Source organism: Mesorhizobium humile, from assembly GCF_033977215.1.
Lineage (GTDB): Bacteria > Pseudomonadota > Alphaproteobacteria > Rhizobiales > Rhizobiaceae > Mesorhizobium > Mesorhizobium humile.
The window spans coordinates 306,526-332,284 of sequence record NZ_JAVIIV010000004.1 but is presented as its reverse complement, the minus strand read 5'-3'; the positions used below and the strand labels follow the sequence as shown (position 1 = coordinate 332,284).

The 25,759-nt window shown below is 62.7% G+C and carries 35 protein-coding genes and 1 riboswitch; of the genes, 13 read left to right on the top strand and 22 right to left on the bottom strand.

The genetic code is table 11. The features are described from left to right. Positions 1–32: 32 nt before the first annotated feature. The gene (locus tag RFM52_RS09465) at positions 33–641 is read right to left on the bottom strand and encodes a YkoF family thiamine/hydroxymethylpyrimidine-binding protein (protein WP_320296043.1); all 609 of its coding nucleotides are present in this window, start codon (positions 639–641) and stop codon (positions 33–35) included. After that, a riboswitch (TPP riboswitch) is annotated at positions 632–744 on the bottom strand. Its footprint overlaps the gene before it by 10 nt. Before the next feature lie 208 nt (positions 745–952). Between RFM52_RS09465 and RFM52_RS09460 the strand changes: the two genes are divergently transcribed. Beyond that, positions 953–1,297 (top strand): hypothetical protein, encoded by a 345-nt coding sequence (locus tag RFM52_RS09460; protein ID WP_320296044.1) that lies wholly within the window; start codon positions 953–955, stop codon positions 1,295–1,297. Between the two features lie 203 nt (positions 1,298–1,500). Continuing rightward, positions 1,501–1,710, top strand: coding sequence for a hypothetical protein (locus RFM52_RS09455; RefSeq protein WP_320296045.1), 210 nt, complete (start codon positions 1,501–1,503; stop codon positions 1,708–1,710). A 242-nt stretch (positions 1,711–1,952) separates the two neighbouring features. Here RFM52_RS09455 and RFM52_RS09450 read toward each other — a convergent pair whose 3' ends face one another. The 3 genes from RFM52_RS09450 to RFM52_RS09440 form a co-directional block, all read right to left on the bottom strand. Beyond that, positions 1,953–2,198, bottom strand: coding sequence for a DUF2934 domain-containing protein (locus RFM52_RS09450; protein ID WP_320296046.1), 246 nt, complete (start codon positions 2,196–2,198; stop codon positions 1,953–1,955). A gap of 109 nt (positions 2,199–2,307) precedes the next feature. Beyond that, a complete protein-coding gene (locus tag RFM52_RS09445) occupies positions 2,308–2,517 on the bottom strand; it encodes a hypothetical protein (protein WP_320296047.1) in 210 nt (69 codons plus the stop codon). 126 nt (positions 2,518–2,643) lie between these two features. Continuing rightward, positions 2,644–2,943: a DUF1236 domain-containing protein gene (locus RFM52_RS09440; protein ID WP_320296048.1), complete on the bottom strand. Its 300-nt coding sequence runs from the start codon at positions 2,941–2,943 to the stop codon at positions 2,644–2,646. Positions 2,944–3,202: 259 nt separating this feature from the next. Here RFM52_RS09440 and RFM52_RS09435 point away from each other — a divergent pair, with 259 nt between their 5' ends. Continuing rightward, a complete protein-coding gene (locus tag RFM52_RS09435; RefSeq protein ID WP_320296049.1) occupies positions 3,203–3,508 on the top strand; it encodes a DUF982 domain-containing protein in 306 nt (101 codons plus the stop codon). Between the two features lie 170 nt (positions 3,509–3,678). Here the strand turns inward: RFM52_RS09435 and RFM52_RS09430 are convergent, their stop codons facing one another. From RFM52_RS09430 to RFM52_RS09420, 3 genes are all read right to left on the bottom strand, one after another. Continuing rightward, positions 3,679–3,900: a hypothetical protein gene (locus RFM52_RS09430; protein WP_320296050.1), complete on the bottom strand. Its 222-nt coding sequence runs from the start codon at positions 3,898–3,900 to the stop codon at positions 3,679–3,681. A 211-nt stretch (positions 3,901–4,111) separates the two neighbouring features. Beyond that, positions 4,112–4,411 (bottom strand): DUF1236 domain-containing protein, encoded by a 300-nt coding sequence (locus tag RFM52_RS09425; RefSeq protein ID WP_320296051.1) that lies wholly within the window; start codon positions 4,409–4,411, stop codon positions 4,112–4,114. Positions 4,412–4,460: 49 nt separating this feature from the next. Next, positions 4,461–4,658, bottom strand: a complete 198-nt coding sequence (locus tag RFM52_RS09420; protein ID WP_320296052.1) for a hypothetical protein — start codon at positions 4,656–4,658, stop codon at positions 4,461–4,463. Here RFM52_RS09420 and RFM52_RS09415 point away from each other — a divergent pair. Together RFM52_RS09415 and RFM52_RS09410 are read left to right on the top strand one after the other, a co-directional pair. Beyond that, positions 4,657–5,487: a DUF1236 domain-containing protein gene (locus RFM52_RS09415; protein WP_320296053.1), complete on the top strand. Its 831-nt coding sequence runs from the start codon at positions 4,657–4,659 to the stop codon at positions 5,485–5,487. The genes RFM52_RS09420 and RFM52_RS09415 overlap by 2 nt on opposite strands. A 269-nt stretch (positions 5,488–5,756) precedes the next feature. Next, the gene (locus tag RFM52_RS09410) at positions 5,757–6,104 is read left to right on the top strand and encodes an exopolysaccharide production repressor protein (RefSeq protein ID WP_320296054.1); all 348 of its coding nucleotides are present in this window, start codon (positions 5,757–5,759) and stop codon (positions 6,102–6,104) included. Between the two features lie 81 nt (positions 6,105–6,185). Here RFM52_RS09410 and RFM52_RS09405 read toward each other — a convergent pair whose 3' ends face one another. Next, entirely contained in the window at positions 6,186–6,593 is a 408-nt protein-coding gene (locus RFM52_RS09405) for a heme-copper oxidase family protein (RefSeq protein ID WP_320296055.1), read from the bottom strand. A 643-nt stretch (positions 6,594–7,236) separates the two neighbouring features. Here RFM52_RS09405 and RFM52_RS09400 point away from each other — a divergent pair. Further along, positions 7,237–8,052, top strand: a complete 816-nt coding sequence (locus tag RFM52_RS09400; RefSeq protein WP_320296056.1) for a GGDEF domain-containing protein — start codon at positions 7,237–7,239, stop codon at positions 8,050–8,052. Positions 8,053–8,336: 284 nt separating this feature from the next. Here RFM52_RS09400 and RFM52_RS09395 read toward each other — a convergent pair whose 3' ends face one another. Then, positions 8,337–9,320 carry an AraC family transcriptional regulator gene (locus tag RFM52_RS09395; protein WP_320296057.1) on the bottom strand — a complete coding sequence of 328 codons (984 nt, stop codon included), beginning with the start codon at positions 9,318–9,320 and terminating at the stop codon, positions 8,337–8,339. A 274-nt stretch (positions 9,321–9,594) separates the two neighbouring features. After that, a complete protein-coding gene (locus tag RFM52_RS09390) occupies positions 9,595–10,560 on the bottom strand; it encodes an AraC family transcriptional regulator (protein ID WP_320296058.1) in 966 nt (321 codons plus the stop codon). A 486-nt stretch (positions 10,561–11,046) separates the two neighbouring features. Here RFM52_RS09390 and RFM52_RS09385 point away from each other — a divergent pair, with 486 nt between their 5' ends. After that, the gene (locus tag RFM52_RS09385; protein ID WP_320296059.1) at positions 11,047–11,589 is read left to right on the top strand and encodes a J domain-containing protein; all 543 of its coding nucleotides are present in this window, start codon (positions 11,047–11,049) and stop codon (positions 11,587–11,589) included. A 575-nt stretch (positions 11,590–12,164) separates the two neighbouring features. Here the strand turns inward: RFM52_RS09385 and RFM52_RS09380 are convergent. Continuing rightward, on the bottom strand, positions 12,165–12,920 hold the full coding sequence (locus RFM52_RS09380) for a hypothetical protein (protein ID WP_320296060.1): 756 nt from the start codon (positions 12,918–12,920) through the stop codon (positions 12,165–12,167). A gap of 363 nt (positions 12,921–13,283) precedes the next feature. Here RFM52_RS09380 and RFM52_RS09375 point away from each other — a divergent pair, with 363 nt between their 5' ends. Beyond that, positions 13,284–13,562, top strand: a complete 279-nt coding sequence (locus RFM52_RS09375; RefSeq protein ID WP_320296061.1) for a hypothetical protein — start codon at positions 13,284–13,286, stop codon at positions 13,560–13,562. A 77-nt stretch (positions 13,563–13,639) separates the two neighbouring features. Here RFM52_RS09375 and RFM52_RS09370 read toward each other — a convergent pair whose 3' ends face one another. Next, positions 13,640–13,930, bottom strand: a complete 291-nt coding sequence (locus tag RFM52_RS09370) for a hypothetical protein (RefSeq protein ID WP_320296062.1) — start codon at positions 13,928–13,930, stop codon at positions 13,640–13,642. A gap of 173 nt (positions 13,931–14,103) precedes the next feature. Next, positions 14,104–14,475 (bottom strand): TadE/TadG family type IV pilus assembly protein, encoded by a 372-nt coding sequence (locus tag RFM52_RS09365; RefSeq protein WP_320327842.1) that lies wholly within the window; start codon positions 14,473–14,475, stop codon positions 14,104–14,106. Between the two features lie 11 nt (positions 14,476–14,486). Between RFM52_RS09365 and RFM52_RS09360 the strand changes: the two genes are divergently transcribed. Then, complete coding sequence (locus tag RFM52_RS09360; protein ID WP_320296064.1) at positions 14,487–14,654, top strand: hypothetical protein; 168 nt, start codon at positions 14,487–14,489, stop codon at positions 14,652–14,654. On the opposite strand, the gene RFM52_RS09355 is transcribed toward RFM52_RS09360, so the two are convergent. Both RFM52_RS09355 and RFM52_RS09350 read right to left on the bottom strand, forming a co-directional pair. Then, positions 14,651–15,079, bottom strand: a complete 429-nt coding sequence (locus RFM52_RS09355) for a TadE/TadG family type IV pilus assembly protein (protein ID WP_320296065.1) — start codon at positions 15,077–15,079, stop codon at positions 14,651–14,653. The two genes, RFM52_RS09360 and RFM52_RS09355, sit on opposite strands and share 4 nt — an antisense overlap. 17 nt (positions 15,080–15,096) lie before the next feature. Beyond that, on the bottom strand, positions 15,097–16,290 hold the full coding sequence (locus RFM52_RS09350; protein WP_320296066.1) for a pilus assembly protein TadG-related protein: 1,194 nt from the start codon (positions 16,288–16,290) through the stop codon (positions 15,097–15,099). A 350-nt stretch (positions 16,291–16,640) separates the two neighbouring features. Here RFM52_RS09350 and RFM52_RS09345 point away from each other — a divergent pair, with 350 nt between their 5' ends. After that, positions 16,641–17,858 carry a TadE/TadG family type IV pilus assembly protein gene (locus tag RFM52_RS09345; RefSeq protein WP_320296067.1) on the top strand — a complete coding sequence of 406 codons (1,218 nt, stop codon included), beginning with the start codon at positions 16,641–16,643 and terminating at the stop codon, positions 17,856–17,858. Between the two features lie 26 nt (positions 17,859–17,884). Here RFM52_RS09345 and RFM52_RS09340 read toward each other — a convergent pair whose 3' ends face one another. After that, positions 17,885–18,121 (bottom strand): hypothetical protein, encoded by a 237-nt coding sequence (locus RFM52_RS09340; RefSeq protein WP_320296068.1) that lies wholly within the window; start codon positions 18,119–18,121, stop codon positions 17,885–17,887. A gap of 29 nt (positions 18,122–18,150) precedes the next feature. Then, entirely contained in the window at positions 18,151–18,441 is a 291-nt protein-coding gene (locus RFM52_RS09335) for a polymerase (protein ID WP_320296069.1), read from the bottom strand. 352 nt (positions 18,442–18,793) lie between these two features. Here RFM52_RS09335 and RFM52_RS09330 point away from each other — a divergent pair, with 352 nt between their 5' ends. The 3 genes from RFM52_RS09330 (at position 18,794) to dinB (ending at position 21,232) form a co-directional block, all read left to right on the top strand. Beyond that, complete coding sequence (locus RFM52_RS09330) at positions 18,794–18,991, top strand: hypothetical protein (RefSeq protein WP_320296070.1); 198 nt, start codon at positions 18,794–18,796, stop codon at positions 18,989–18,991. A 264-nt stretch (positions 18,992–19,255) separates the two neighbouring features. Next, the gene (locus RFM52_RS09325; protein WP_320296071.1) at positions 19,256–19,636 is read left to right on the top strand and encodes a cupin domain-containing protein; all 381 of its coding nucleotides are present in this window, start codon (positions 19,256–19,258) and stop codon (positions 19,634–19,636) included. Positions 19,637–19,969: 333 nt separating this feature from the next. Further along, positions 19,970–21,232: a DNA polymerase IV gene (gene dinB / locus RFM52_RS09320; protein WP_320296072.1), complete on the top strand. Its 1,263-nt coding sequence runs from the start codon at positions 19,970–19,972 to the stop codon at positions 21,230–21,232. 109 nt (positions 21,233–21,341) lie between these two features. Here the strand turns inward: dinB and RFM52_RS09315 are convergent, their stop codons facing one another. From RFM52_RS09315 to RFM52_RS09295, 5 genes are all read right to left on the bottom strand, one after another. Beyond that, positions 21,342–22,193, bottom strand: coding sequence for an aldose 1-epimerase (locus RFM52_RS09315; RefSeq protein WP_320296073.1), 852 nt, complete (start codon positions 22,191–22,193; stop codon positions 21,342–21,344). An 8-nt stretch (positions 22,194–22,201) separates the two neighbouring features. After that, positions 22,202–22,957 (bottom strand): SDR family oxidoreductase, encoded by a 756-nt coding sequence (locus tag RFM52_RS09310; protein ID WP_320296074.1) that lies wholly within the window; start codon positions 22,955–22,957, stop codon positions 22,202–22,204. Positions 22,958–22,969: 12 nt separating this feature from the next. Next, positions 22,970–23,701 (bottom strand): ATP-binding cassette domain-containing protein, encoded by a 732-nt coding sequence (locus RFM52_RS09305; protein ID WP_320296075.1) that lies wholly within the window; start codon positions 23,699–23,701, stop codon positions 22,970–22,972. Positions 23,702–23,704: 3 nt separating this feature from the next. Beyond that, on the bottom strand, positions 23,705–24,682 hold the full coding sequence (locus tag RFM52_RS09300) for an ABC transporter permease (RefSeq protein ID WP_320296076.1): 978 nt from the start codon (positions 24,680–24,682) through the stop codon (positions 23,705–23,707). Positions 24,683–24,761: 79 nt separating this feature from the next. Continuing rightward, positions 24,762–25,739, bottom strand: a complete 978-nt coding sequence (locus RFM52_RS09295) for a sugar ABC transporter substrate-binding protein (protein WP_320296077.1) — start codon at positions 25,737–25,739, stop codon at positions 24,762–24,764. Positions 25,740–25,759 lie beyond the last annotated feature (20 nt).

The following is a 25,759-nucleotide window of genomic DNA, read 5'->3' as shown; positions in this document are numbered from 1 at the left end:
CATGACATACCTCGACGGCGCTTTGCGTGCGCTCAAACCGCGGTCGGGCTGTTCGCCGAAATCGTTATGTCGAGCGTCACATGGCCAGCGCCGGGGCCGAAGCGGCAGAACGCCTCGTTCAGCGTGGCGAACACCGCGCCGGCGTCACCGCGCAGCTTGGTGCAGAAATGCTTAGAGCGTTCGAACACGCCGGACTGCTTCAGGAAGTCGATGCAGCCATAGATCTCGTCCATGTGGCCGCCGTTGCCCATCACGTAGAGCGAGAATTGCGCCGCCACCGGCTGGTCGGTCGAAGGCGTCGTCTCGACGGCGCGGAGCGCCGCGCGCTTGCGTTCGTCGAGCGGGATCGCCGGGCCGCCGATCTCGTCGGAGCGGCAGATCGGGTCGTCCGGTTCGCCGGGGCAGCCGCGCGAGACGGCGGCCGACAGCACGCAATGCCTGCCGCTTCTGGCCGCCGCCGCAAAGAGGTCGCGCATGGCGGGGAACAGCACTTCGGGCGGCCCAACCAGCAGCGTCGAGATGTCATCGGTCTCGATCCTCAACCTGTCGCGGTAAGGATCGAGCGCGCCGAGCGCGCCAAGGATGACGCCGACGAAATCGTCGGTCATGGGATAAAGGGAAATCTGTGCGCCGGAAAACATGGCCCGCCTCGCTCCGCTGGTATTATCCAGATCAGCTTTAGGGTCCGGAGGCTTGCCGCCGCCATCTCAGCCCCGACCGTACGGAGCACCCCTGTGGATGGCGGGGTTAAAGCATTGTTTGCAGTGCTGGGAAAGCGGTTTTTTTACGGTGTCAGTTGGGCCGGGCGCCCCATCTCCCTATGGGAGATGCCGGTGGTTATAAGATTTTCGCGGATTTCTTATAACTGCTATATCGTTCAAACCGTACGAATCTCGCTTGATTACTTTTCGTACATAAAGTACGATACCTCCCTTCCGTTGAGGGGATTTGCTTGAACACCGCGAACCATGCCGCTTTCGCCGACCTCTCCCGCCCTTTGCTCTCGCCACTGCCGCTCGCCGAGCGCGAACGCCTCGCCGGTGCCTGGCGCATGGCGAGCCAGGACATCGCCGACGACATCCGCTTCATTCGGCAATATCTGAAAGTGATCGCCGAGAAGGATGAGCGGCTTTCCACCGGCACGCTGGTGCACGGCCGCGCCTATATCGAAGCCTGCGCCGCCTGGCTCCCGGAGACGGTGGCGCGGTATCTGCAGAACCTCAGGCTGATCAGCGAATGCGAAAGCGCGATGATCGCGGCGGGGATGAGGTTTGCCAGGTCGAGCGATGCCTGGTGAGTGAAGCGCCATCTTCCCTGTGGAAGAAGCAAGAAGCCCGCCGCATCGCGCCCTCTCCGCCAGCCGCTGCAACTCTTGGCCGTGCTCCCGGAAATGCATCGTTTCACACAATCGCCAATTGGTGGACGCGGGCGAGCGGCCGGGCGTTAATTCTCCGCAGGCGCAGGAGGGTAAAGCCGCATACCAGGGAGGAACTCGTTTTGATGGATCAGCGCATCGACATCGGCATGCAGCCCGACGATCAGCCCTACGAAGTCATCTCATTCGCCCGGAAGCACGGTCTAACGGTCCCGGTTGCCGACGCGGTCCTTTTCGCGAAGGGTCCGTCGCCGTCACGCGCTGCCTGCGACATGGCAGCGCTTGCCTTCCTCTGCGCGGTCGCGCGATACGCCGGAAAGCAAGGGACCCGGTAGCTTCCCCTACCAGCTGAACTGCAGCCCCGCATTGCCGCCGACCTGGCTGGCGGCGAAGGCGGTACCGAGCGTGCCGGTCAGCCGGCCACCATAGGCGAAGCCTTCGCTCAGCACCGCTGCGCCGGTGATGACGAAGGCATTGACACAGCCGGCATTGCCCCAGTTGGGTGCGGGCGGCCCAGAATTATCGGAGGGCGTGACATAGCCTCACCTTCCGACGGACCAAATGAGGCTTGGCGGGCTCAGGCCTTGGCTTTGGGCTTGGTCGCTTTCGCCTTGGCGGGCACCTTGGCCGGCTTCTCCGCTTTGGCGGCTTTCGGCTTGTCGGCGGCGGCCTTCTTCGGGGTCTTCGCCTTTGGCTTGCTCGCAGCATCGACCTCGGCCGCCGCCTGGTCCCAATGCTCCATATGCGCACCTTCCGGCCGGCCGGCTTGCTCCCAGATCTCGTGCGCGCGCTGGCGAATGCGTTCGTGCCTGTCGTCCGTCACTGTCGCCTCCTAAAGGTTGGGACCGTTCCCCGGCGCGAACATTAGCCGAATTTTCCCGTGGCGTCTTCGGTATCGCGCGTGAGCGAGCGACAGAAACGGCAAATTTCGCTCAGTGTCCGTCGGTGATGACGGCGACACCCAGATACGCTGCCTTCTTTGTAATCAATCCGGCTAAGTCCGCATCAGAGCGATCCGTCCCCGTGCGCTGCCGCAGCAGGGAAATTGCCTCTTTCATCGACAGCAGGCCAGTTCTGTGCTCGGCCAGCAGCTTGTCAACCATGGCGGCGATACTTGGTGATTCGACGTGTGGATGATGCATGGCAACGACTCCTTCTTCGCTGCCTCCCAAACCGCTGTCTAGTTTAGGCCTCATATCCGGATGCGAGAAGAGCCCGATCCTTCCCCGATGCTTCGGCGGGAGGATCGGGCTCATTCAGACCAAGCGTTATTGAATCACCTGGATGACGCGGCGCGTGCCGGGGTCGATCAGCACCGTGTGGTCGTTGACGACCGCATAGCGATACTTGACGTCCGGAACCTGCTGCAGCTCGACGGTGTCAGGCACGGTCGAGCCAACGCCCAGCTCGAGGCCAAGCACGTTGACCGAGGCAATCGGATGCTTGTGGACATATTCCTTGACCACGGTCTGCTGCTCGGGCGTGACGATCACCTCGTCCGCGGCCGCGATGCCGATGCCGGCCATCAGAGCCAGGCCGGCGACAGCTGGAATGAGGATGGTTTTCATCGTTTCTCTCCTGTTGCGTTGGCGAGCTCCGCCTTGCCTCCGCGGGAGCGGAAACATCGGCAGGTCGAACATGGGAGCTCCAGGGGCAAACGTCGCCGGCAAGGTGTTGTTCCGTCAGCGATGACTAATTGATTTGGCGGAACCTTCGCATCGGCTCCGCATTGGAAGGCTTTGAAACTGCCCAAGACTTTGAAATCCATGGGGTGCCGTCGTCATGCGAGAAGGTTCCATCAGAAGCGACATAGAACTTCGGGCTCCGGTGACCATCGCCGTCGGCGCCGGCTTCAAGCGCGAGATCGCCTCGCTCACCGCGATGCAGAACTTTCTCAAGGAATGGCCATCGGCCTGTCAGGGCGAGAGCTACGGCATGGCTTTGCGCGCCTGCGAAGCCGCGCGGGCCGGCGAGATCGATCTCGACAAGGCGCGTCAGGCATTCCTGGTCTTCGCGAAGAAGGCGGGGATCGAGTGGACCGGCGCCGATCCGGTCGCGGTGCTGCGCGAAGCCAAGATCAGGCGCAGCCGGGCGCGCGAAAGCCGCGCCCAAAACCGACACGTGCCTGGATAGAGCCAGCCTCGGCGCACTCAGACTCAACGCCATGCGCATCGGCCTTGCCTACAAGTTTTCGGGTTAGCCGCCATATCCTGGAAGGGCGCCGCCTGGCGTCCGTTCGTCTATGAACCGCCGCCACGCCGGCTGACTGGATCGATCCGGGATTTTCGGCTGGTGGGCCGCTGTCAGTTCGGCGACGATTCGCCCAGCGCCTCGGTAACGAAAGACGCGGCGATCAGATCGTCCGCGTCTATGCGTAGGGAGCCCTCGCCGCCCCCCATGATTGCCGCGACCTTCTGGAAGGTCTTCATCTCATGTTCGGTGATGCGAGCATCCCGCATCCTGGCCTTAAGATCGGCCACCCGCATCCCGAGCGAACGGGATGTCCCAATTTCTCGTTTCGACATGTTGGTCAGTCTCCTCCCCAACCGGTGCCTGTTTCGCCGCCGCCCAATTCCTGCATCCTGCGCATGCTTGTGTTCTCTATGAGGCAAACTTGAACACAGAGGCGGCAACGTCTGCCCTGGGCGAAAGGTTCCATTAGCAGTAGGTAACGAATTAATACTGGCTAGCGGCCTGCCGCCGGCGGCAGGCCGCTACCCAGCGGCGAATGAATCCCTACTCGATGACCTGGACGATTTTGCGCGTGCCGGGATCGACGATGACCGTCCGGTTGTCGACGACAACGTAGCGGTACTTCACGTTTGGCACTTCATGGAGCTCGACAGTGTCGGGAAGGACGCTGCCGATGCTGAGCTTCACGCCCGGAACCTCGACGGAGGCCAGCGGCTGCTTATGCACATACTCGCGAATGACCGTTTCCTGTTCGGGCTGGATGATGACGTCCTGGGCAGTGGCGGCGCCGATACCCGTCAGGAGCAGCAGGCCCGCCGCAGCGGTTGTGAGATGCAGTTTCATCGATGTTCTCCTCGTTTGGATGATTGCCTCTCACGCTGAGCCTGCGATTTCACAGCCGGTAGGCGTTGTCCGTAACGCCGGCCGGCAGGCCTTGTTCCTGCAAAAACCTGACGCCGTTATTTTCGCGAACGTCGCCTGCGCCGGGCGCGACAATTTCGGAACAATGCTTTTCGGGCGGGGTTTTCTCAGTGAAGGGACCCAACTCTCCGAGGAGAAATCCAATGAAACATCTGCTGATCACAAGCATGATCGCGCTCGGCGTCGGGTGCGGCGCCGCGATGGCGCAGACAGAGTCCGCGCAGCCGAGCGGCGGTGACAATTGCGCGGCCGGCACGGCGGATTGCCAGAAGGGCGGCAAAGCCGGCGGGCAGGCCCAGGGCGAGATGAAATCGAAAACCGAAATGAAGGCCCAGGGCAAGGCCGGTGCCAACACGCAGGAGCAGGCCCAGGGCAAGACCAAAATGAAGACCGATGAGCAGGCCCAGGGTCAGGCAAGCACCAACCCCGACCAGAATGCCCAAGACAATACAAAGCTGAAGAAGAAGCAGCAGGCACAGGGCAAGGCCGGCGCCATCACTGAGCAGAATGCTCAGGGCAATACCAAGATGCAGACCGAGCAAAACGCCCAGGGCAAGGCCGCAACCAGCACCGAGCAGAATGCCCAGGACAATACCCAACTGAAGAAGAAGCAGCAGGCACAGGGCAAGGCCGGCGCCACCACCGAGCAGAATGCTCAGGGCAATACCAAGATGCAGACCGAGCAGAACGCCCAGGGCAACACCAATGTCGAGACCGACCAGAACAAGACGGCCTCGATCAACAACGTGACGGTGGAGCAGAAGACGCAGGTCACGCAGATCATCCACGAGACCAAGGTCGAGCCGGTCCGCGACGTCAGCTTCGACATATCGGTCGGCGTCGAGGTACCGCGGCACAAGATCCGGCTGCACCGCCTGCCGGCGCGTATCGTCAAGATCGTGCCTGCGTACGAGACCTACGAGTATTTCGTGCTGGCCGACGGACGTATCGTCATCGTCGACCCCGATACCTACAAGATCGTGTTGATCCTGACCTGATCCGGTCAGCATGACGGACAAGGCCCGCCACGTGGCGGGCCCTTTTTTGCGTGCAGAGACGTCCGAACACGCGAGACGACGTCTGTCCATTAGGCATGCATTGAATGCTGCGCCTCGGGAACGATCTTGCGCCATTCCCAGTTGTCACAACGGAAGTCCTGCGTCCGTCGTCCTATAAGGGCCGGACGAAAGGGCGATGGGCCCGCCTCCTGATCGTTCAAGCTTGCGGACCACTCGGAAAAGGTGCATGGGTCAAGATGGGTAGAGACATGGGCGAGATCGTCGATGACCGAATGTGGTCGCGACGCTCGGTTGGGCAGATGTATTTTCCGCAGTTTCTTGTGGGAATGGTGGCTACGCTTCTGGTGATCCTCGGCTGGACATACACGTCCACGGGATCGGCCTGGGCGGCATTGGGCTGGACGGTGCTCGCCGCTGTCATCCTGCAGGCGGGTTATTTCGCGGCCGTGCTATGGCTCGTGCACGGTGAGACGCGCGTGACCGACGAGACCAAGTCGAACGAAGGCACCGCCTCGCCCGCCAAGCTGCCGGGCCCGTTCGAGCGAGACGGCATCATCCAGGCCCTGATCTCGCGCCTCTTTCCAAGGTTACCCTGAGCCACAGGCGACAAGTGCGCCGCATGGCTCGGCGTGAAAAGCCAAGCGGCGCAAAGCCGCTCGGCTTTGATCGGCAAATCCTCAGCGGGCTGTAGCAGCCGTCGTCGAGCGTACCGTTTCGGCCGACGAGAAGACCATGACGGCAAAGACCAGCACGCCCGCGGCGACGATCAGCGAACCGATGCCCAGGATCGGCTCAACGGCGTCCATCGCGTATGCGTATTTCAGGTAAAGCGGCGGCAACATCACCACCAGGCCAAGCGTGTAGAGGCCGTAATGGATCATGGCGAGGCGCTTCTCGGCCTTGGCTGGATTGAGCGCGTAGTAGCCGCCGAAGATGGCGCTGGTGACCCAGCCCAGAAGGTTGAAGTGCGCATGCGCCGGGAAGGCGCCATGGTCGCCCGAAATGCCCATCTTGATGCCGATGGCGATGCCCAGAAGGAAAAAGATGATGGCGGTCTTGAAGAAGAGTTCCGATATCCGTGGCATTTTTTGTCCTCCCAATGCCTCTGTAAACCCGACTCTGCGAAGTCTACATCCTGCAACCCATATTAGCCATGGCGCACCTAAGTCGGTGCGGCCTTCGGGCGAAAGCCGCGAGGCGTTTGGCAAAAAAATGGCTCGCCTCCTTCGAGGCGAGCCAAAAAAGGGAACCGGCTTGAGGTCGGCCCCATCCAGGTTGCCACCTGAATTTCAAACGGAGCTAACTAACAGAGCCCGGAATCTATTCCACCGCAATAGCGGACTGATGCGGCAAAGTTTTCTAAGCCGAGCGGCGCAGGCCTTTGCCGGCCGACGATCGGGACTTCCGGATATTGGCGAACAGACAATACGAACCCCGCACTTCGCCATTTCCTGAAGTTCGTGCGAAGCCGCTATTCGCTGTCGTTCGACATCGCATGACGCGATGAGGCGCCGATAGACCACCCCGCCTAAGATCGGTGGTTGCTGGTTGCCAGCGCGCCGCGGGAGAATCCAAACCGCGGAAAAGTCACAACCCGCCCAGATGTCAGACGCGTTGAGCAACGCGCAGACAGATCGCGCTGCAAAGCGAGCAGACGGTCCTCGTTACCTACAAATTTACAGAATTAAGAAACCGCAGGATTAAGCACATCGTTCCAAGACTTTCCGCATGGACAAGTTGCTACCATTTTTTCGTATCACATCGAACCGCTACGCTTGGGGTTTGCTGGCGCTCATTACACTCCTTTGCGTAGCAGCTCCAGTCGTGTCGGTCGCAACGGCGCTCGCCTTTGTGCCCGGGCTGCCGCGGCAGGCGTTCTGGGGCGTCCTCTCACTCGCAGCGGTCATTCCGTTGCTGATTGCACCGCCGATCGCTATCGGCGCGCTGAGCATCCTCAGGCTCCTCACCATGACGATTGATCGTCTCGACAATTGCGTTCGCTACGACCCGCTCACGAGTGTGCTCTCCCGCGTCTACCTGCTGAACCAGATGCGCGAACAACTCGCAAGCGGCGGCTCGTTCCTGATGATCGATGCCGACCACTTCAAATCGGTCAACGATACCTACGGGCATGATGTCGGAGACGAGGCTCTCAAATGCCTCGCCCAGGTTCTGAGAACCGCCCTGCCGCCCGAAGCCTTGGTGGGGCGCCTTGGCGGCGAGGAATTTGGCGTCTTTCTTCCGGAGCTCAGGAGCTGCGATGCAGGGCGCGAGGCTGACCGCCTCTGCGAAGCAATGCGGCACTCAGGAAAAGTGATCGCCGGGCGTGATATCAATCTCACGATCAGCATTGGCGTCGCCCAATACTGCCCAGCAATCACGCTCGAGCAAACGATGAAACTTGCTGATGAAGCGCTCTACCACGCCAAGAGAACCGGCCGCGATCGCTATCATATCGCCGCAGCGCACGATCCGGTGCAGGTCACGGAAACCAGCTCCATCCGCAACGCCACGGAACGCAGAGACCGCCGTGCCGTGGCGTAATTCGCACTCCGCCATTCGTGAGCACGCGACCGCAACCAACCACAAGAAGACTCCTGTGCGGTGGCGAGGGGCTCCCACCGCACAGGAGGAGGGCGAGCCGCAGATGCGGCGACCTGAAGGGCGGCTCCCCTCGATGCGACCCTCGGCCCCGGGTCAGCCAAGCCGGGGGTCGACGCCCAAGCAGTCTACCGCTGTCGGCAGTCCGGATATTTCAGATTCGTGTCGCGATCTTCAGAATCGTCGGCTGCTCGTCTGCCTTCGGCAATGGACCTCGCGGCGGGCGATCAGCGCTGTCGGCGGATCAGCTCCGTCGGGAACACGCCATAGGCCGCCTTGAAATATCGGCTGAAGCGCCCCGCATTGGTGAATCCCCACCTCAAGGCTATATCCTCGACCGAGGCCCCCGGCTCGCGCAGAAAATCGGCGCGCGCCCGCTCCAGCCTGATCTGACGCTGGTACGCACCGATTGAGGTACCCGCAAACCGCCGGAAGCCGGCCTGCAGCGCACGAAGACTGACGCCCGACAAGGCTGCGAGCTCCGTCCCACTCGGAAGCATATGCGCGTGGTCATGGATGAAATCCACGGCGAGCTTCACATGCTGAGGCGCGATCATCGGCGGCGGTCGATGTAGGATCTCCGAGTAGCTGTTCGGCCACGTTTCGAGCACAAGGTCGACAAGCGTTTCGCGAATCCGCTCTGCGGTGAGGCTCGCTCGGTTGAGTTGCGGGCCGAATTCTGGGCTCGTGATGCACATCACAAGAGACTTCAGCGCACTGGCGCCGCCAGACGCCATATCCAGCGATGGCTGGAAGATCGGCTTTTCGACGACCGGATGGCCAAGCAGTGCCGACATCCGAGCGGCCAGCGCCGGCCGATCAATAACCACACCGCAGAAGGTGGTGTCGAAAAGGAAATCCATCGATCGGCATGCCATCCCTTCGGCAGCGACGGCGATGGTGGGCGAGCTCGCAAAACTCTCGCGGCTCTGATGGAAGACGAGACTGCCCACCGTCGGAAAAATGAAGAACACGCCGTCATAGAGGCGCTTGGGAAATACCCTGAATTCCCCTTGGACCCGGCTTCGGCTGAAGTCGATGCCGGCGACCTGCCCGTAGGTCCCGGACATGCTGAACCGATCGGCCGGCCGCACCGGTTCGATTCTGACGGGCGAAAAACGTTGGTTGATGTGGTCCGCTAAACCGTCCGCGTCTTGCAGCTCAAAATTCACTACTAACTGGCGCGAGCGGGCAAGTGCCCGTTCCGGCATGACGTCTCCTCATCATTCCGATCAAGGGTAAGCACGAACAAAAAAAGCCTGCGCGGCCCCCCGGCCGCTCCAGGCGCTCAACATGTGCCGCGGACCGCGAACCCGAAGGGCGGGGTGGGCCCAGTCGTCATCAGGGGTAAATGTTGTCCCGCAAATACCGGGAAATTTGCCGGAGTTCTTTCAAATTCGTGGCAAGGATATCAAATTCGGGCGGCTAGAACGCCTAAATCATTCCCCGCGTCGCGCTTGCCACGCGAGGGCCTGTCTCCGATGGCTACGCGATCGAGCGTCTATAACGGGCGGGAGATGTTCCCATGAAGCGCTTGAAGACGGAGCCGAAATGCGCTTGACTCGAAAAGCCGCACATCAAGGCGATCGACACAAGCTCAAGCTTCGGGTCGGCAAGGCAGGCCTTTGCCCGCTCGATGCGCGCCATCATCACATAGCGATGCGGCGAAATCCGTTGCGACGCCTTGAAGCGACGGAAGAACTGCTCACGACTGAGCCCGGTGATGGCGGCCAGCTCGTTGACACTGATTTCGCCGCAGAGATTGGCTTCGATATAGTCAACGACAAGCCGAAGCTGGTTCGATCCCAGCCTGTCCGCACTCCGGGTCCGCGCTACACCATCCGTCGAGTGGATCTGCAGAACGTGTGAGGCAAGCACCCTGGCAAGAAGCTCCACCTTCAGCAGATTGCTGCGAGGCGGTTCATCGAGGGCGGCCCTGATCGCATGCAACAGAAGAAACAGCATACGATCCTCGCTGGCGAATGCGGGTATGATCGCCCGATCCGAGCGGTGCGTTGCAAACAGGTCGTCGGCGACCTCCTGCATCGCATCGCCTTTGAGATAGACGTGCAGGGCATTGACGGGCACAGCAATCTCATCCCGCACGGCGATGCCCGCGGGCGTAATCGTCACAAGATTCGACGAGAGCACACCATGGAGCTGCTCATCGCCGACCGTGCGGCGCAACTCAATGCCCGTCAGCGTCGATGCGAACCAGATGTCCGGAATGGCCCTGCGGATCGCCAGATGAGGCCGCTCATCGGTGATGGCGGCATAGAGGTCGGTCCAGCCAAATCCCTCGCTGGATTTAACGACAGTGACGTCGGGGTGGACGTGCAGCGAGCTTTGCGCACGACTGAATTCGCGCGTGCCGCCAAACGCCAGGAACTGCTGACCAGCGTCATTGACTCCATTGGGCTCAAGTATCGAGTGCTGATCCGTCTGCTCCACTATGACGATACCCCTTTCGCCAGCCTCCCACCACCAATTCGTGGCGCCCAAATCGCGGCAAACCCCGTCTCGCATCCTCTTTATAACGTGATGTTATATCATTCCAATAGTACGGCGGCACATTTCAGTGACACCCCGCCGGAGACGCCCCCGCCGGCCGTCTCACTCCGGTGGTGGACCGCTTTAAATACTTCAGCGCGCGTGGTGGCACCCAACGTTACCTCCATCCAAGCTCACGCTCAGCAACCTAACTTGCCGCAGATTAACTCGTGTTTTGCCCGCCCCTAGAAGACTCGACAGACGAAACACGCAGCACAAGACAATTGGCGCGGAAAAATGCTGTCGAACTGCTCCCCCACGCCCAACTCTTTCGATCTCCTTCGCATGGCCATGGGCGCGGCAAGGCCAGGCGCTTGCACGCGCGCGGCATTTGAGCAATGCTTGGCGACGGGGGAATGGTTTCCGTGATTTCGGAAGCACGATTACATGTTCATTGACTACTACGAAATTCTGGAAATAAGCCCGAACGCCAATTCTGAGACCATCGAGCGGATCTTCCGCTACTTTGCCATGCGCTACCATCCCGACAATCGGGAGACCGGCAATGAGTCGCGTTTCAGCGAAATCGTCGAGGCCCACAATACACTGCGCGACCCGGTCAAACGGGCTCAGTACGACATCCTTTACCGCGAGCATCTGGGCCTTCGTCACGAGCTCACGGAAGGAGCCCGCGACGGCGGCGGCATGGAGAGGGATACCGTCATCCAAGCCAATCTGCTGTCGCTTCTCTATGTGAGGCGCCGGCGGGACGTCAACAATCCGGGCATCGGCGACGACGAGCTCGAGCGCCTGTCGGGCTGCCCTCGCGAGCACCTGGAGTTCCACCTCTGGTACCTCAAGTCGAAGGGCTTCATCGGCAGGACCGAGAACGGGACATTCGCCATCACCGTGGAAGGCATCGATCACGCCGGGGTCAGGCGGGGCCGGGATCGCCCCGACGCCACCCGCCTGCTCGATCACGCGGATTAGAGCAATTCCAGGGAAAGTGTGAGCGGTCAGGCTCGGCGCCTTCGCCGCAGCCTTCCGTCGGAAATTGCGTAAAAAACAAAGAGATAGAGCGGTTGGCCGTTTCCGTGAAACGGCTCTATGCCGACCATCAAAAGCCCGCCGACTGGCGCCTGAACCAGTGGCGGGCTCGATGAAGGCACAGCTACATCCCTGAGGAATCGACTGCCGTCTTCTCAACTCCCCATATCTGGGCTCGGTTCGCCGGGGGCGGCGGAGTCTAAGCCATGCACCATGGCGGGCAAGGATGAGGAGTGCGCCTTTACATTGGCGTTGCGTGTTGCCGAATACAAGGCGACCGAGGTCTGACGTGCCGACGTTTTTGGCCCGACTTGCCAGGATCCGACGACGATGATCGTGGAGGCACAGGCCTTCAGGATTCGCGGCGATGACGGCGATCGAACTGTCCCTGAGCGACAGCTGGAATGAGGGTAGTTGCCGCCCGGCCGGAGATCGTGAAGGCCCGGCGATGGCGGACAAAAAAGCCGCCGGGCGAGGCCCGGCGGCGTTTCGTTCACCCCTGGTCGGTTCGGCCGGCCTTATGGGGTTGTCGTGGCCGCGGCCATGGCGTCGATCTTGCCCGCCAGCGTATCCTTGGCCCAGGCGGTAACGTCGGCGTCGACCGGCTTGTTGGCCATGTCGGTGAGGGCCGCATCCAAGGAGGCGTCCGTGGGCGCCGGGTTAGCGGCAACCGCGGCCTGCGCGTCGGTGATCGCCTGATTGTCGGCGGTGATTGCCGTATTCTGAGCATCGATCTGGCTCTGAACATCGGCTTTCTGCGCATCGAGAGCCGCCAGCTGTGCGGTCGAGAAGCCGGTCGTGTTAGTCGCGTTGAGATCGGCGAGCTGCTTGGTGAGATCGGCGAGCTTGGTCTGGTCGGCGGCCAGCTGGGTGTTCGCCGCGTCAAGCTTGGCCGCCGCGTTCTGGGCTGCAGCAGCCTGGGTCACATAGGCCTGGATACCGGCGAACTTCTTGCTCTTGGAATTCATGTACGCGTTGATGTTGCGCTGCAAGGAGTTCAGCCGGCCGAGCTTGGAATGGATGCTCGGTGTGGCGGCGGTCGTCGTGTTGTCGGTGGTCGTGTCGTCGGTGCTCTTGTTCTGGCCCGGGGCCGAGGCCGACTTGCCATGCGAGGCGCCGCTGTTGCCTTTGCCGCCGGCATTGCCGCCGCCGTTGCCATTGCCGCCGCCATGGCTGCCGCCATTGCCGCCGCCATGGCCGTTGCCGGCGAGCGCGGGGGCCGCCGCGAGCGCCAGAATGGCAAGGGATGCCAGAAGTGTCTTACGCAATGTCATTGTGCTTCTCCGCAGATGAATCGTAACCAGAGCCCAACCGCTAGGCAGCCTCTTATGAGAATTTCCTAACGGCGTCGGATAAACTTTAGGCAATTGCGGTCGCGAAATGAGAGCACCGCGACCATTGTCCAATAATTCTCGCAAAATATTGCGTTAACATATTGAAATTCAACGACAATACAAAGGGCCGAGCCCCCTTGGGCCGTTTGGAACAATGAGGGCCCTTGTCTCGCCAGACCATGGTCCCAAAGGTTATCCAGATCCACGAAAGTCCCGCAAATCCGGAGCATTTGGGCCCATCGGAACACTATTGCCCCGCCGGGGTTAAGCAACCGAAGGGCGTTACCGAAAGGACCAGTCGTCATGAAACGGATTCTTCTTGTCGCCACCTTGCTTGCTCTTTCCGGAGGGCTGGCAACAGCGCAGTCGGGCGCTTCGTCGACTTCCTCATCCACGACGATGCCCAGCAGCCAGAGCACGGACCAAACGCAGGCGAACTCGACCAGTCCAAACTCGGCGAAGGATTGCGCCCCGGGACAACAGACGACCGGCAGCGCGAAGCAGGCCGCCCCCGGCCAGCAGGATACCAGCGCCAAATCGAACGCTCCCGGCCAGATGAAAACGACAAGCCAAGGCTGCTAGAGCGTTGCGCCGTTCCCACTGAAACGGCAAACCGCCCTATCGTCTGGTTCTGATGCAATTCCGGACGGAAAGCCGTTTCACGCGGCTTCCACGTCACCGGCAATCGTCGGCGCGTCGGTCGCGGTATCCGGTTCCTCACTCTCCCCCGAACCGGTTGGAGAAAGCACGGTCAGATCCATGCGGGCGATGCGGGACGCGGCTTTTCCTTGCGCGTTCGGCTCGCCCGTATCCGTCTCGGAGACCGAGGCCTTTGCAAGGTGGCCGACGCTTTCCGCGCTGTTGCCCGGGAAGGTTTCCGACGATCCCTGAGGTTTGCTCGAACGATGCACGATGCCAGCACCATGCTGGCTTCCGACGCGAGAAGTCATGGCTGCGCTCCTGATAGGACGACGGCAAATCCCTAGCATTCCTGGCTGGCGTCAAGCTTGCGACTTTAGAGATTGCTAAGATGATGCACGACCGGCCGGAGCGGATGGGCGGCGCGTACGCCGCCGGCACCACCCGAGGAGACGGGTTTCATGTCCGGTTTGCCCCTGCCCTTCTAGCCGCCGACGAGCGGCACGGTCACGGACGTCGTGTAGTTGATCGGATAATCGCTGAAATAGGGGAAGCTGATGACGAAGGCGTAGCTGGCGTTGACATGGGCCATGCGGAAGCCGCCGCTCGCCGGATCGGTAGTGATGGTGACGTTGACATTCTGCAGGCCAAGCGCCTTCAGCTTCTGCGTGGCGATGGCCTGGATATCGGCCTGCGTCAGCGTGTTGTTGAGCTGCAGCGAGCGCGCCGAGGCCTCCAGCGCATAGCGCACGCTGGAGGTGGTGTTCATCGACCAGCCGAAGGCGAAGATACCGAACAAGAGCATAATCAGGACAGGCGCGACCAGGGCGAATTCAATGGCGCTTCCGCCCGACACGTTGCCGGCAAATGCCCAAGACCGCCGAGGCCAACCGCTCGGCACTTTTCCTGGAATTGCTTTGCATGACGGCACAATTCCGGACGGAAAACCGCTGCGCACTTTTCCTGGAATTGCTTTGCATGACGGCGCAATTCCGGACGGAAAACCGCTGCGCACTTTTCCTGGAATTGCTTTAGCGAACACGGACTACCTGCAAATGGCCGAGAGTGGTGTTGTCCGGGTAAGGGCCGAAGGTGAAGGGCGGGGTCCAGGTGCCAGTTGCCTGGATCTGGACATAGACAGACGGCGCTTTCGGGCCGCTGCACAGGGTGGAAGCATCGACGACGGTCGTTCCGCATTGGTAGATGCGACTGATGACGACCTGGGCGTCGGACGGCTTGTTTTCCCAACTCGCCAGCGCGGCGGCCTGGATCGCCGTGTCGTCGGAGGATCCAGCCATCACGAGGTTGGCGGCCGTCTTCACGCCGGCGCGCATCGACAGCGAACTGGTGACATAGGACCAGCCGTCCATGGTACCGAGTAACGCCGCGCACAGGACGGGCAAGACCAGAGCAAGTTCCACCGCGGCGATGCCCGTTTCATCGCGAATGGCCTGGATCAATCGACGGGCCGGGGATTTCACTCGACGACCGCTACGGACTGCGCGGCCGGGATATCCTTCATCCCAAGGCTCGAGCAGTCCTGGTTGATGGTCGAGTTGCCCGACCACTGGATGGTGTCGGCGACGACCTGCGTGCACCCATTCTGGCCCGAGAAATTGCCGAGATAATTGACCTGCTGCCTGGGAAAATAGATGGCACCGGTCAACAGCGAGTCCGCGGTGCCGTTGAAGGTGCTCTGCGCCGCAGTCCCCGTCCTGTCGCCGTAGAACAGCACGCCCGAATAGGTGCCCGAGGTCGGTGCGCTCAGCGTCACGGTGGCGTTGCCGTTCATGCTGACGGTGTTGCTGCCGGCCATGTAGATGGTTACGCCGGTGCAGGGTGCGGCGCAGGTGACGACGGCGCCGGCGTTGATCTTCAAATTGCCCTGAACGACATAAGTACCGGAAGACAGCGCGACATTGCCGTTGAGGCTCATGCCGCTACAGTATGTGCCGGCCTGGAGTGTCTGCGACGTCTTGTTGCCGTTGACGCTCTTGCATGGGTTGGTCGCCGCGGGCGCCGGCAAGCTGCCGAACGGATCGGACGCAGGCAAGGCCTGAGTGATCGGCGATTTGCAGATCGTGGTCACCGGATTGCTCAGCGAAACGCCGCCGGCAGTAATCAGGCAATCGGCCTGCAGCCCTGCCGAGCCCTGCACCTTGATGGAGTCATTGGCGATTGAATCCGACATGACCGAGCAGCCGGTGAGCTTGACGCTGGTGCTGCCGGAAAACAGCGCCGCCTGCGAGGCCGAGGGATTTAGCGCCAGCACGCAGGCTTTTGAAGCGTCGGTGATCAGCGCCACCGCCCTCGCCTGTTCGGGCACCTTCGTCTGGGTGAAGATGGAGGTGAACATCCGGTCGAGGTTCTGGTTGAGGATCACCTCCACCGCCTTCTTGGCCGTGTTCGGCCCTGAGGTTGGCGGCGTGTTGACGACGATGGTGCCGGCGCCCAGCCCGTTCGAGGCCGCCGATGAGGTAGCCGCCGCGGTGATCGCCGTCGTGTCGGATCCCTGGATCTTTTCCAGCGCGCCGGCGTAGGCGGCCGCGTCCGCGACCGCCTGCAGCTTCAGGCTCGAATAGTACCAGTAGGACGTCTCGACACCCAGCCCCGCGCCGCCGACGACGACCGGAAGGGTCAGCGCGAAGATGGTCGCGACGTTGCCGCCCATGCCTTCGCAAAAGCGTCGAGGGGCCAGTCGAGAAAAAAGATTTCGGAAGAACGGACCTGAAAAGGCCATGGCCGAGCGCACCCAAGGTATCCCAGCCATGACGTCATCATTGCCATATGAAGGAATGGCTAATTATTTCACTCGACTTGCGCTGTTAGGACCGCATCGGGCGGCCACCTCCGCCTTGCGCCGCGCGCACTAAGACTTAAGGCCCAAAGACACTCAGACTTAAGATGTAACCATCAGTAAAACCATATATTTTAGCACTTTCTGCATTTTATCTTTTTTGGAAATCACCCGTAGAGACAGCGTGCCTATCACTCTCGCATATACGACGAGGGCGGACTTCCATGTTTGCACGTTTCTGGGCTTCGAGGCGCGGCAACTTCGCGGTCGCGACCGCGGTGGCCATGGTACCGCTGATGCTTGCCGTGGCAGGGTCCGTCAACGTGATCGGCACCAGCGGCGACGCCGCTCAGTTGCAGAACTCGCTGGACGCCGCCGGCCTTGCGATCGGCACGAAATACCAGGCGAGCATGTCGGCGAGCGACGTGCAGCAACTCGGCCAGACCTTCTTCGCGGCCAATATGAGCACCGCCGATACGCAGGAATATTCGGGCAGCGTCGCCGCCTTCCAGGCCGGGGCCAGCGGCGATCCCGGCGCCTACTTCATTTCGCTGTCGTCGAGCATCAGCCGACCGTCCTTCGTCCCCGGCATGCCGGCCTGGCCGGCGACGCGCTCCGCCTCGGTCAAGATCAAGCCCGGCGCGCAGGCCTGCGTGCTGGCGCTCGATCCGCATGCCGGTAGCGCGGTCAGCCTGCAGGGCTCCACCAATGTGGCGATGAGCGGTTGCGTGATCGCGGCCAATTCGGACGCCGCCGACGCCGTCAACCGAGGCGGCTCGGCGATCGTCAGCGCCGGTTGTGTCTCGACGGTCGGCGGCACGCAAGGATTGACGCCGCCCAGCGCCACCCTTTCCTGCGGCGCGGCGCAGGAAAACCAGTATGCCTCGTTCGATCCGCTGGCCGACGTCGTTCCGCCTCCCTACACGCTCTGCCTGCCCGTGCCCAACGGCAAGACGATAACGCTCTCGCCGGGCACCTATTGCGACAAGACCCTGTCGGGGAAGATCACCCTTGATCCAGGTACCTACATCATGCGCAACGTCACTATAAAACCAGGCGGCAACGGCAGCCTCAGCGGCCAGGGCGTGACGATCTTCCTGATGGAGAACTCGCAGCTCTACATCAACGCCAACGAACAGGTGAACCTGTCGCCGCCGACCAGCGGCCCCTACGCCGGCATCACCATCTACCAGGCGCATGGCAACACGCAGGCGCTGACGCTCAACGGCGGGTCCGGCTCGGTGGTGAGCGGTTTCATCTACGCTCCGGACGCCGCTATCGCCTATGCCGGAAATTCGGACATGAACGCCCAGGGCAGTTGCCTGCGGCTGGTCGGGGACACTGTCACAATGACGGGGAGCTCCGCCGTAAAGTCGGACTGCAGCGCCGAGCTCGGCAACCGCGCGGTGTATGCGGGACGGATGATCACCCTGGCGAAATGAGCGCCAATCTCCCCTTGAGGGAAGGATTACAGCTCGCCTACGATATCCGCGCCCGGCTGCTCGTCGAAGAGCACCGCGCAGCCGCGCTCGAGCGCGACCTGCGTCAAGGCGTTGGCCGCATCCCTATCCGACGAAACGAAATCGCCGGTCAGGACGCGCAATTCCTCGACGGCCTTCGACATAGGCACGAGACGTCCGGCGAAACGGTCGCTCGCGCATGCGTCGATGACGCACAGAAGATCGATGAGTTCGAAATTATGCATGGCGGCCTCCGCCAGCGCCATCCCTTCGCTCAATCAACGGTATGAGGCGCGGACTGGTTCCCTCGCCTGCCTTCGTCGAGTGGCCTGACGGGCGCGAGCTTGAGATCGAAGCGAGCAGGCAACCATGGCTCGACATAGGCCTTGCGCACCGATCCGGTGGCCATGGTGTCGATTGGGAGAAGGACCACCATCTGGGCATGGCGCTGTGGCCAGAGGGGCCTGCCGACCAGGAGGAAGACGCCGACGACAAATCCCGCCAAAAGCAGCGCGGCAAACAGGTTCGCGATCATGTTGCCGGGTAGCACGGCCAGCAGCTCCAAGACAGTTTCCAAAGGGAGAGGAGTGCCCGCCATATCGCAGGAATGGCGGGCACCCCGTCGTCGACCGCCGATGAAGGGACTTTGTCCGGCGGCTTGCTAGCCCAAATGAAATAATGCCCTTCTTGTTTCTAGAAAATCGGCGCCTCGGGCCTCTGCGTTCAATGAGTGAGACTTCAGTCCGAACACGGCCCTGGACCGTCGCCCGAGGGCCGGAACAATCGCTTCCCGGTGCCGTTGCCCGGCAATCGAAATCGGCGAAAGGAGAGGAAGTCATGGCCGACGGACCTACAGTTGTAAACACGGGCGGCGTGGCGGCGGCGGAACCGCGGTCGCAATCGTTCTCGCCATCATCGTGATCGTCGGGCTGCTGTTCTTCACCGGCATCATCAATGTCGGTGGCGGTGGCGGCGGATCGACCGATGTCAACGTCAAGATCGACACGCCCAAGATCGAGGCGCCAAAGGCCGGCACGCCGCCGGCGCCGACCAAGACGCCATCGACGGCACCCGCTGCTCCGGCGCCTGCCCCGGCTCCCGCGAGCGGCGGCTGACCCTGGCGAACGCAACCAGTTGTCAAAGGTGCCCTGGTTGTCGCGCTGTCGGCCCGCGTGTTCTTGGGAGGCGCGGGCTGCCCTTGGAGCGGTTCCGCCTCTGCAATGGCGTCGAGCCGCTCCAGGCGTTACTTGCCCTCGACCGCTTCAGCCCGCGCGGCAAGCTTCAGGCAATTATATTAGCAATCCCTCATAACGAGGCGTATGAATAAGCCAGCGGTCGCCGACGGTCGCGTCAGGCTCCGCTTCACATGGGAGGATGCCATGGCCGAAACTGCCGTGAAGGTGACGAAGCTCGAATCCAAATCGCACAACAATCCCGACGAGGTCCGCGCGCCCGCCAAGACGCGTGTCGAGATCGTCCGGCTGCCGGGCTATACGCTTGGGCGGATGAACATGCAGCCGGGCTGGAAATGGTCCGAATGCGTCAAGCCGGTGGTCAAGACCGATAGCTGCCAGGTCTCGCATGTCGGCTATGTCGTATCCGGCTCGATCACGGTGCGGATGACCGACGGCACGCAAAAGACCTTCGAGGCCGGCAGTTCCTACACCATCCCGCCCGGCCATGACGCCTGGGTGGAAGGCAACCAGCCGTTCCAGTGCATCGAGGTGCTGAGCGCCGAGCAATACGCCAAACCGGCATAAGCGCAAGCAATCGCCCCTCAGACCGGGGGCGCCAAAGCGGCAGAGGGGTCGCCCCGCGTGGAACGCCGTTCTTGGGCGTTGCAAAGCCGCCGCGCTTCACACGCGAGGCTCCCATGGCCGCTTGCGACCATGTCCCCTCAAGAGCGAGGCGTCGCGCACAACCGGCCGGCAAACGTCTCGGTTGTGCACGGTTGCAACTGTTCTGGTGTACAGCCCCGCCGACTTGACGAGAGACCGCTTTTGTTCTCTTTATGTTCCGATTAAAATCCCTTACGAAAGACGCAGCTAATGCTGCGCTGCCGCAATGCGGACCGGATGGAGATGGAGCGCGGGATGCTCGCCACAAACGCCGCTGCGGCCGCCACCATCCTGCATGCCGATCTCGACGCCTTCTACGCCTCGGTCGAGCAGCTGCTCGATCCGTCATTGCGCGGCAAGCCGATTGCAGTCGGCGGCGGCGTGGTGCTGGCGGCTTCCTATGAGGCCAAGGTCTTCGGCGTGCGCGGCGGCATGCCCGGCCGCAAAGCGCGCGAGCTCTGCCCGCAGCTCATCTTCGTCGGCGGTCATTTTTCCGAGTACCAGCGTCTCGGCGACGCCGCGATCGAGGTGCTCGGCGATTTCACGCCGCTGGTCGAGCGCATCTCGATCGACGAGGCTTTTGCCGACGTCGCCGGCTGCACGCATCTGTTCGGATCGCCGCAAGAGATCGCGCGAAAAATCCGCGACCGCGTGATGGCCGAGCTCGGCCTGCCGATCTCGATCGGCGTGGCGCGTACAAAACATCTGGCCAAGATCGCCTCGCAGGTGGCCAAGCCAGACGGGCTGGTGGTGGTCGAGCCCGGCACCGAGCTCGCCTTCCTGCACGACCTGCCCGTCACGCTGATGTGGGGCGTCGGCCCGGCGACCAAGGCCAGGCTCGCCGAGATCGGCGTCGAGACCATCGGGCAGTTGGCGCGCACGCACAGCGGCGCGCTGGAGCGGCTGATCGGCCACGCCGCCGGCCAGAAACTTGCCGCGCTTGCCTGGAACCGCGACCCGCGCAAACTCGAGACGCATCGGCGAGCACATTCCGCCGGCGCGCAATCGGCGTTGGGCAGGAAACCGGCGCTGCCGCGCGTCTTCGTGCCGACGCTGCTGCATCTGGCCGACCGCGTCGCCAGCCGGTTGCGCGCCAAGGACCGGCCCGGGCGCACAATCACGGTGCGCGTGCGCTTCGCCGACATGCGCGCGGTCAGCCGCTCGATCACGCTCGACCAGCCGATCCAGGCGACAGCGATGCTGGCCGAGATCGCCGAAGAACTGGTGCGCGGCGTGCTGGCCGCCCATCCAGGCGAGCGGGACATCTCGCTGCTCGCCATCTCCGTCTCGCATCTGGAGGAACATGCCGAATTGCAGCTCGAACTGCCACTCGGCCTGGCGGATGAGAAGCTCAGGCCCGGCAGCCGCAAGGGGCTGGCTCGCTTCGGAGCCGACCGCGCCATCGACAAGATACGCCAGCGTTTCGGCAAGGAGGCCGTCGGCTACGGCACGGTGGCGCTCGAAGGCGCGCGCTCAGTGCCGGACGGGTTCAGGGAGCTGGCGGAGAAGGAGTTGTAGAGGGGGCTGTTTCCGGCGTGTCCTCTTGCGACGTTGGAAATTGGCGAAGCCGACGCGACGTCCAATCTCCCCCGCAAGGGGGAGATCAGCAGTCCCAGCGGCGGCACGCTCAATCGGTCACCGTCCAGTCCAACCGCATCGTCGCGCTCATCGCTTGCCCGTGCTCCAGCACCGTCAGCCCTTCGCCGTGATGCGCACCGACGGGGTGAGAGACCGGTTCGAAGCAGAAGAAGCCGGCATCGGATGACGGCGAATAGAGGATATAGACATCGAGCGTTGGCGAGGCGGTGAGCGAAACGGAAATCCGCCCCGGTTGCACGATGGTCGCGTGTCCATCCCAGCCGGAGAAGCCGTTGTTCACCCAGCCCGCCGGCAAAAGCGAGGTTTGGGAAAAATCCCACCATGGATGCTCGGCGACAGGCGCCACCCCGACCGGCAAATGACGCTCGTCCTCAAGCCAGACGCGTTCGGCCTTGGCTTCGAGCGTGGTCCTGGCGCCGCGCGGAAACCAGGGATGGAAACCGAGGCCATACGGCAAGCGCATGCCGGCGCGATTTTCAACAATCAGCCGCGCCTCCAGCGCGCCGTCCTGCAGCGTATAGGTAACCGACGCCGCATAGCGGTAAGGACCGATCGCGCCGTCATCGAGCGTCAGCTCCGCCTCGGTGTCGGTATGGCTGGCAAGCCGCCACGGCTTCTGGAAGCCGTCGCCATGAATCGGGAAAGTCTCGCCGGGCACATTCGGCTCGATGGCATGAAAGAGGCCGTCGAAGGTGAAGCCCCCGCCGGAAATGCGGTTCGACCACGGCACGAGGAGCTGGCAACCGGATGTGCCGGTGCCGTCCCCTGCCCTCAAAAGCGGAACCCGCGCGCTGCCGACAAGCGCATCGTAACGGGCGATCGCACCACCCTTGTCGGGCGCGAGCACGAGCCGCGCGCGGCCGTCTCGAAGCTCAGCCATGCCGGCCGTCACCAGCCGCCGTCCACGGCGATGTTCTGGCCGCTGATCATGTCGGAGGCCGGCGAGACGAGGAACAGCACGAGGTCGGCAACGTTGGCCGGCTCGATACGCTTCTTCAGGCTCTGGTTCGCGAGGATCCAGTCATTGTACTCCTCCAGCCGGTCGCCGAAGACGCGCTCTTCCGCCTCCGAGACCACCGCGCCCGGCGACACGGCGTTCACCCTGATGCCATGCGGCCCGAGCTCGCGCGCCAGCGATTTGGTGAGGCCGAGCATGGCGCCTTTCGACGCGACATAGGGCACGTAGCCGTCCCAGCGGCCGTTGAGCGTGATCGAGCAGAAGTTGACGATCTTGCCGTAGCCCTTGGCCTTCATGCCGGGAGCGCAGGCCCGCGCCAGCGCGAAGGCGGCCGAGGAGTTGACGCGGATCTGGTCCTCATACTCGGCGAGAGAGAATTCCTCGAACGGCCGGTTGATGATCAGCGCCGCGTTGTTGATCAGGATGTCGATGCCGCTTTCCTTCGCCGCCAGCGCGGCAACGGCCGCTTCCGCCTCGGCCAGCCGGTTGAGATCGCACCCAATGAAGGCGACGTCGCCGCTGGCCTGACCGGCCAACCCGGCGACGATGTCCGGTCCGTTCTCGACCTCGGGCCGATCGAGCACCAGCACACGCGCGCCGGCCCGCGCCAGCGTCGCCGCCTGGGCACGACCGAGCGAGCCGAGGCCGCCCGTCAGCAGCACCTTACGACCGTTAAGCACCTTCATTGCCAAGTTTCCCTAGAGCACGCCATGCACTTCATCGATCGAGGTATCCTCGATGCGCTTGTCCAGCACCACCTCGCCGCGCGCCATCGCCACGATGCGGTCGCAGCAGTCGAAGACGTGGTGCATGTTGTGGCTGATGAAAACACCGGTCACCCCCTGCTCCTTCAAGCCGCGCACGAAGCCGATCACCTTGTTGGTCTCCTTGACCGAGAGGTGGTTGGTCGGCTCGTCGAGGATCATCACCTTCGACTTGAAATGCATGGCGCGCGCGATGGCGACGCCCTGGCGCTGACCGCCGGAGAGCTCGCCGACGAGCGCGTCGGGAGAGCGCAGATGCAGGTCGACATTGGCGATGGCGCGAATGCTCTCCTCGGCCATCTTCTTCTGGTCGAGGATGCCGACGCCGAGGATCGAGAAGCGGGTCGGCTCGCGGCCGATGAACAGGTTCCTGGCGATCGACATGGTGGGGACCATCGAGTTGTACTGGTAAATGGTCTCGATGCCGAGATCCATCGCGTCGCGCGGCGTGGCGATGCTGACCGCCCTGCCCTCGACCTGGATCTCGCCCTGATCGGCGCGGTGGACGCCGGACAGGATGTTGATCAAGGTCGACTTGCCGGCGCCGTTGTCGCCGACAAGGCCGAGCGCCTCGCCGCGCCGGAAATCGAGCGAGACGCCCTTCAGCGCATGTACGCCGGAATACCATTTGTGCAGGTCGCGCACCGAGATGATCGCATCGCCCACGGCTCAGCCCTCCATCTTGATGGCCTTGGCGCGCTTGCGCATCCAGGCATTGGCGACGACGGCGAAGATGGTCAGGAAGCCGATGGCGAACTTGAACCAGTTGGCGTCGACGTGGCTGAGCACAAGTCCGTTGTCGATGACGCGGATCAGCGTCGTGCCGATGATGCCGCCCATCACCGTGCCGATGCCGCCGGTGAGCGAGGCGCCACCGATGACGGCGGCCGCGACGGCCTGCAACTCCAGCCCCTCGCCGATCGAAGGCAGCGGCGAGCCCAGCCGCAGCACCTGCAGCATGCCCGCAAAACCCGCGAGCACCGAACAGAGCATGAAGCAGACGATCTTGACCCTGGCGGTCGGGATGCCCATCGAGGCCGCGGCCGGCAGGAAGCCGCCGGTAGCCTTGATCCAGTTGCCGAAATTGGTGCGCGACAGCATCAGCGAGGTCAGCACCGCGACCGCCACGAACCACAGGAACGACATGCGGAACATGTTGCCCGGCCCGACGAAGGAGGTGAACAGCCAGTTGGGCAGGTCGGCGGGCAGCAGCGGCGGGAAGCCGCCGGAGACAACCACGGTGAGCGAGCGCGCCATGAACAGCATGCCGAGCGTGGTGATGAAGCTCGGGATCGCGAAGCGGATGGTGATGTAGCCGTTGATGAAGCCGATCGCCGCGGCGACCAGCAGTCCGGCGAGCAGCGCCAGCGGGAACGGCCAGCCATGCACCATCAGCACCGCCATCGACATCGGCATCAACGCGAACACCGACCCGACCGACAGGTCGAACTCGCCGCTGATCATCAGGATGGTGACGCCGATGGCGACGAGGCCGGCCTCCGGCAGGATGCCGAGGACGCCGCGCAGATTGTCGGCATTCAGGAACACGCCGTGCGAGCGCACCTGGAACAGCACGATGAGCAGAACCAGAAGGATCAGCCCGGCCAGCTCCGGTTTTTCGAGATAGGTCTTGAACAGGCGCTTCAACGCAAGGCTCCGGTGGTTCGGGATTCAGACGCATCGGCGACGGCCGGCGCCGCCGATGCAGGTCTCGGTATTTGGAGAGCTACCTCAGCCCCTGGGCCGACAGCGCCATGATGCTGTCGGCCTCCTTTGGCCGCACGATGCCCTGGCCGGTGTCGATGTCCGAAGGCGCAAGGCCGATCTTCTTGTTCAGATAAGCCTCCATCACCGGCATGAAGCCCTGCATGTAGGGCTGCTGGTCGACCAGCGCCTGGACATAGCCCTTCTGCATCTGCTGCAGCACCTCGGGCACCAGGTCGAAGCCGCCGAGCAGCACCTTGCCCGGCGCCACGCCGCGGTCGGCCAGCACGCGCGCCACGCCGGCGCACCAGAAGCCTGTGTCGAAATAGGCCGTGGTGTCGGGATGGGCGTTCAAATAGGCGCCGACGCGGTCGGAGGTGATGGCCAGATCGGTGCCGCTGTCGATGCGCTCCCACGACACGTCACGGTCCTTATGAGCGGCCTTGTACTCCTCGAGGAACTGCATGACGCCGGCGCCGCGGCTTTCCGACCAGTTCTGGCCGGGCGCCGAAATGCCGACCAGCACCTTGATCGGACCGTCTTTCGGAAAACTCTCGGAAATCGCCTTGGCGAGCGAATAGCCGGCCGGCTTGAAGCCCTGGCCGACGAAGGCCTGCCGCGCATTGCCCTTGGCGCCCTCGGTGTCGTCGACATTGACGGCGATCACCAGCACGCCGGCGTCGCGTGCCTCCTTGACGACGTCATCCAGAGCGTGATCGTCGACGATTGAGGTCAAAAGCGCGTCGGGCTTGGCGGCAAGTGCTGCTCGCATGTTCGCGACCTGCTGCTCGACCGAGCCCTCGGTCTGGGTGAAGACCATGTTGCAGTTCGCTTCGACTTTGGCGCAGGCATCGTCAAAACCCTTCTTCACCGCCTGCCAGAACGTGTTCGAGGCCGACGAATGATGGGTGAAGACGATGTTGAGCCCGTCGGCGCGGGCCACGGATTGGCCGCCGATCAGGGCGACGCCGAGCAATAGCATTGCGGTGAGTTTCTTCATGTCTGTTCCTCCCTTTGGAT

What these genes read in the sequence shown, in the direction of transcription:
- RFM52_RS09465 (WP_320296043.1), bottom strand. Translation starts at nt 641, where the DNA reads ATGTTTTCCGGCGCACAGATTTCCCTTTATCCCATGACCGACGATTTC.
- RFM52_RS09455 (WP_320296045.1), top strand. Translation starts at nt 1,501, where the DNA reads ATGGATCAGCGCATCGACATCGGCATGCAGCCCGACGATCAGCCCTAC.
- RFM52_RS09445 (WP_320296047.1), bottom strand. Translation starts at nt 2,517, where the DNA reads ATGCATCATCCACACGTCGAATCACCAAGTATCGCCGCCATGGTTGAC.
- RFM52_RS09440 (WP_320296048.1), bottom strand. Translation starts at nt 2,943, where the DNA reads ATGAAAACCATCCTCATTCCAGCTGTCGCCGGCCTGGCTCTGATGGCC.
- RFM52_RS09430 (WP_320296050.1), bottom strand. Translation starts at nt 3,900, where the DNA reads ATGTCGAAACGAGAAATTGGGACATCCCGTTCGCTCGGGATGCGGGTG.
- RFM52_RS09425 (WP_320296051.1), bottom strand. Translation starts at nt 4,411, where the DNA reads ATGAAACTGCATCTCACAACCGCTGCGGCGGGCCTGCTGCTCCTGACG.
- RFM52_RS09415 (WP_320296053.1), top strand. Translation starts at nt 4,657, where the DNA reads ATGATCGCGCTCGGCGTCGGGTGCGGCGCCGCGATGGCGCAGACAGAG.
- RFM52_RS09420 (WP_320296052.1), bottom strand. Translation starts at nt 4,658, where the DNA reads ATGCTTGTGATCAGCAGATGTTTCATTGGATTTCTCCTCGGAGAGTTG.
- RFM52_RS09410 (WP_320296054.1), top strand. Translation starts at nt 5,757, where the DNA reads ATGGGCGAGATCGTCGATGACCGAATGTGGTCGCGACGCTCGGTTGGG.
- RFM52_RS09405 (WP_320296055.1), bottom strand. Translation starts at nt 6,593, where the DNA reads ATGCCACGGATATCGGAACTCTTCTTCAAGACCGCCATCATCTTTTTC.
- RFM52_RS09400 (WP_320296056.1), top strand. Translation starts at nt 7,237, where the DNA reads ATGGACAAGTTGCTACCATTTTTTCGTATCACATCGAACCGCTACGCT.
- RFM52_RS09395 (WP_320296057.1), bottom strand. Translation starts at nt 9,320, where the DNA reads ATGCCGGAACGGGCACTTGCCCGCTCGCGCCAGTTAGTAGTGAATTTT.
- RFM52_RS09385 (WP_320296059.1), top strand. Translation starts at nt 11,047, where the DNA reads ATGTTCATTGACTACTACGAAATTCTGGAAATAAGCCCGAACGCCAAT.
- RFM52_RS09380 (WP_320296060.1), bottom strand. Translation starts at nt 12,920, where the DNA reads ATGACATTGCGTAAGACACTTCTGGCATCCCTTGCCATTCTGGCGCTC.
- RFM52_RS09375 (WP_320296061.1), top strand. Translation starts at nt 13,284, where the DNA reads ATGAAACGGATTCTTCTTGTCGCCACCTTGCTTGCTCTTTCCGGAGGG.
- RFM52_RS09370 (WP_320296062.1), bottom strand. Translation starts at nt 13,930, where the DNA reads ATGACTTCTCGCGTCGGAAGCCAGCATGGTGCTGGCATCGTGCATCGT.
- RFM52_RS09360 (WP_320296064.1), top strand. Translation starts at nt 14,487, where the DNA reads ATGCCCAAGACCGCCGAGGCCAACCGCTCGGCACTTTTCCTGGAATTG.
- RFM52_RS09350 (WP_320296066.1), bottom strand. Translation starts at nt 16,290, where the DNA reads ATGGGCGGCAACGTCGCGACCATCTTCGCGCTGACCCTTCCGGTCGTC.
- RFM52_RS09345 (WP_320296067.1), top strand. Translation starts at nt 16,641, where the DNA reads ATGTTTGCACGTTTCTGGGCTTCGAGGCGCGGCAACTTCGCGGTCGCG.
- RFM52_RS09340 (WP_320296068.1), bottom strand. Translation starts at nt 18,121, where the DNA reads ATGCATAATTTCGAACTCATCGATCTTCTGTGCGTCATCGACGCATGC.
- RFM52_RS09325 (WP_320296071.1), top strand. Translation starts at nt 19,256, where the DNA reads ATGGCCGAAACTGCCGTGAAGGTGACGAAGCTCGAATCCAAATCGCAC.
- dinB (WP_320296072.1), top strand. Translation starts at nt 19,970, where the DNA reads ATGCTCGCCACAAACGCCGCTGCGGCCGCCACCATCCTGCATGCCGAT.
- RFM52_RS09315 (WP_320296073.1), bottom strand. Translation starts at nt 22,193, where the DNA reads ATGGCTGAGCTTCGAGACGGCCGCGCGCGGCTCGTGCTCGCGCCCGAC.
- RFM52_RS09310 (WP_320296074.1), bottom strand. Translation starts at nt 22,957, where the DNA reads ATGAAGGTGCTTAACGGTCGTAAGGTGCTGCTGACGGGCGGCCTCGGC.
- RFM52_RS09295 (WP_320296077.1), bottom strand. Translation starts at nt 25,739, where the DNA reads ATGAAGAAACTCACCGCAATGCTATTGCTCGGCGTCGCCCTGATCGGC.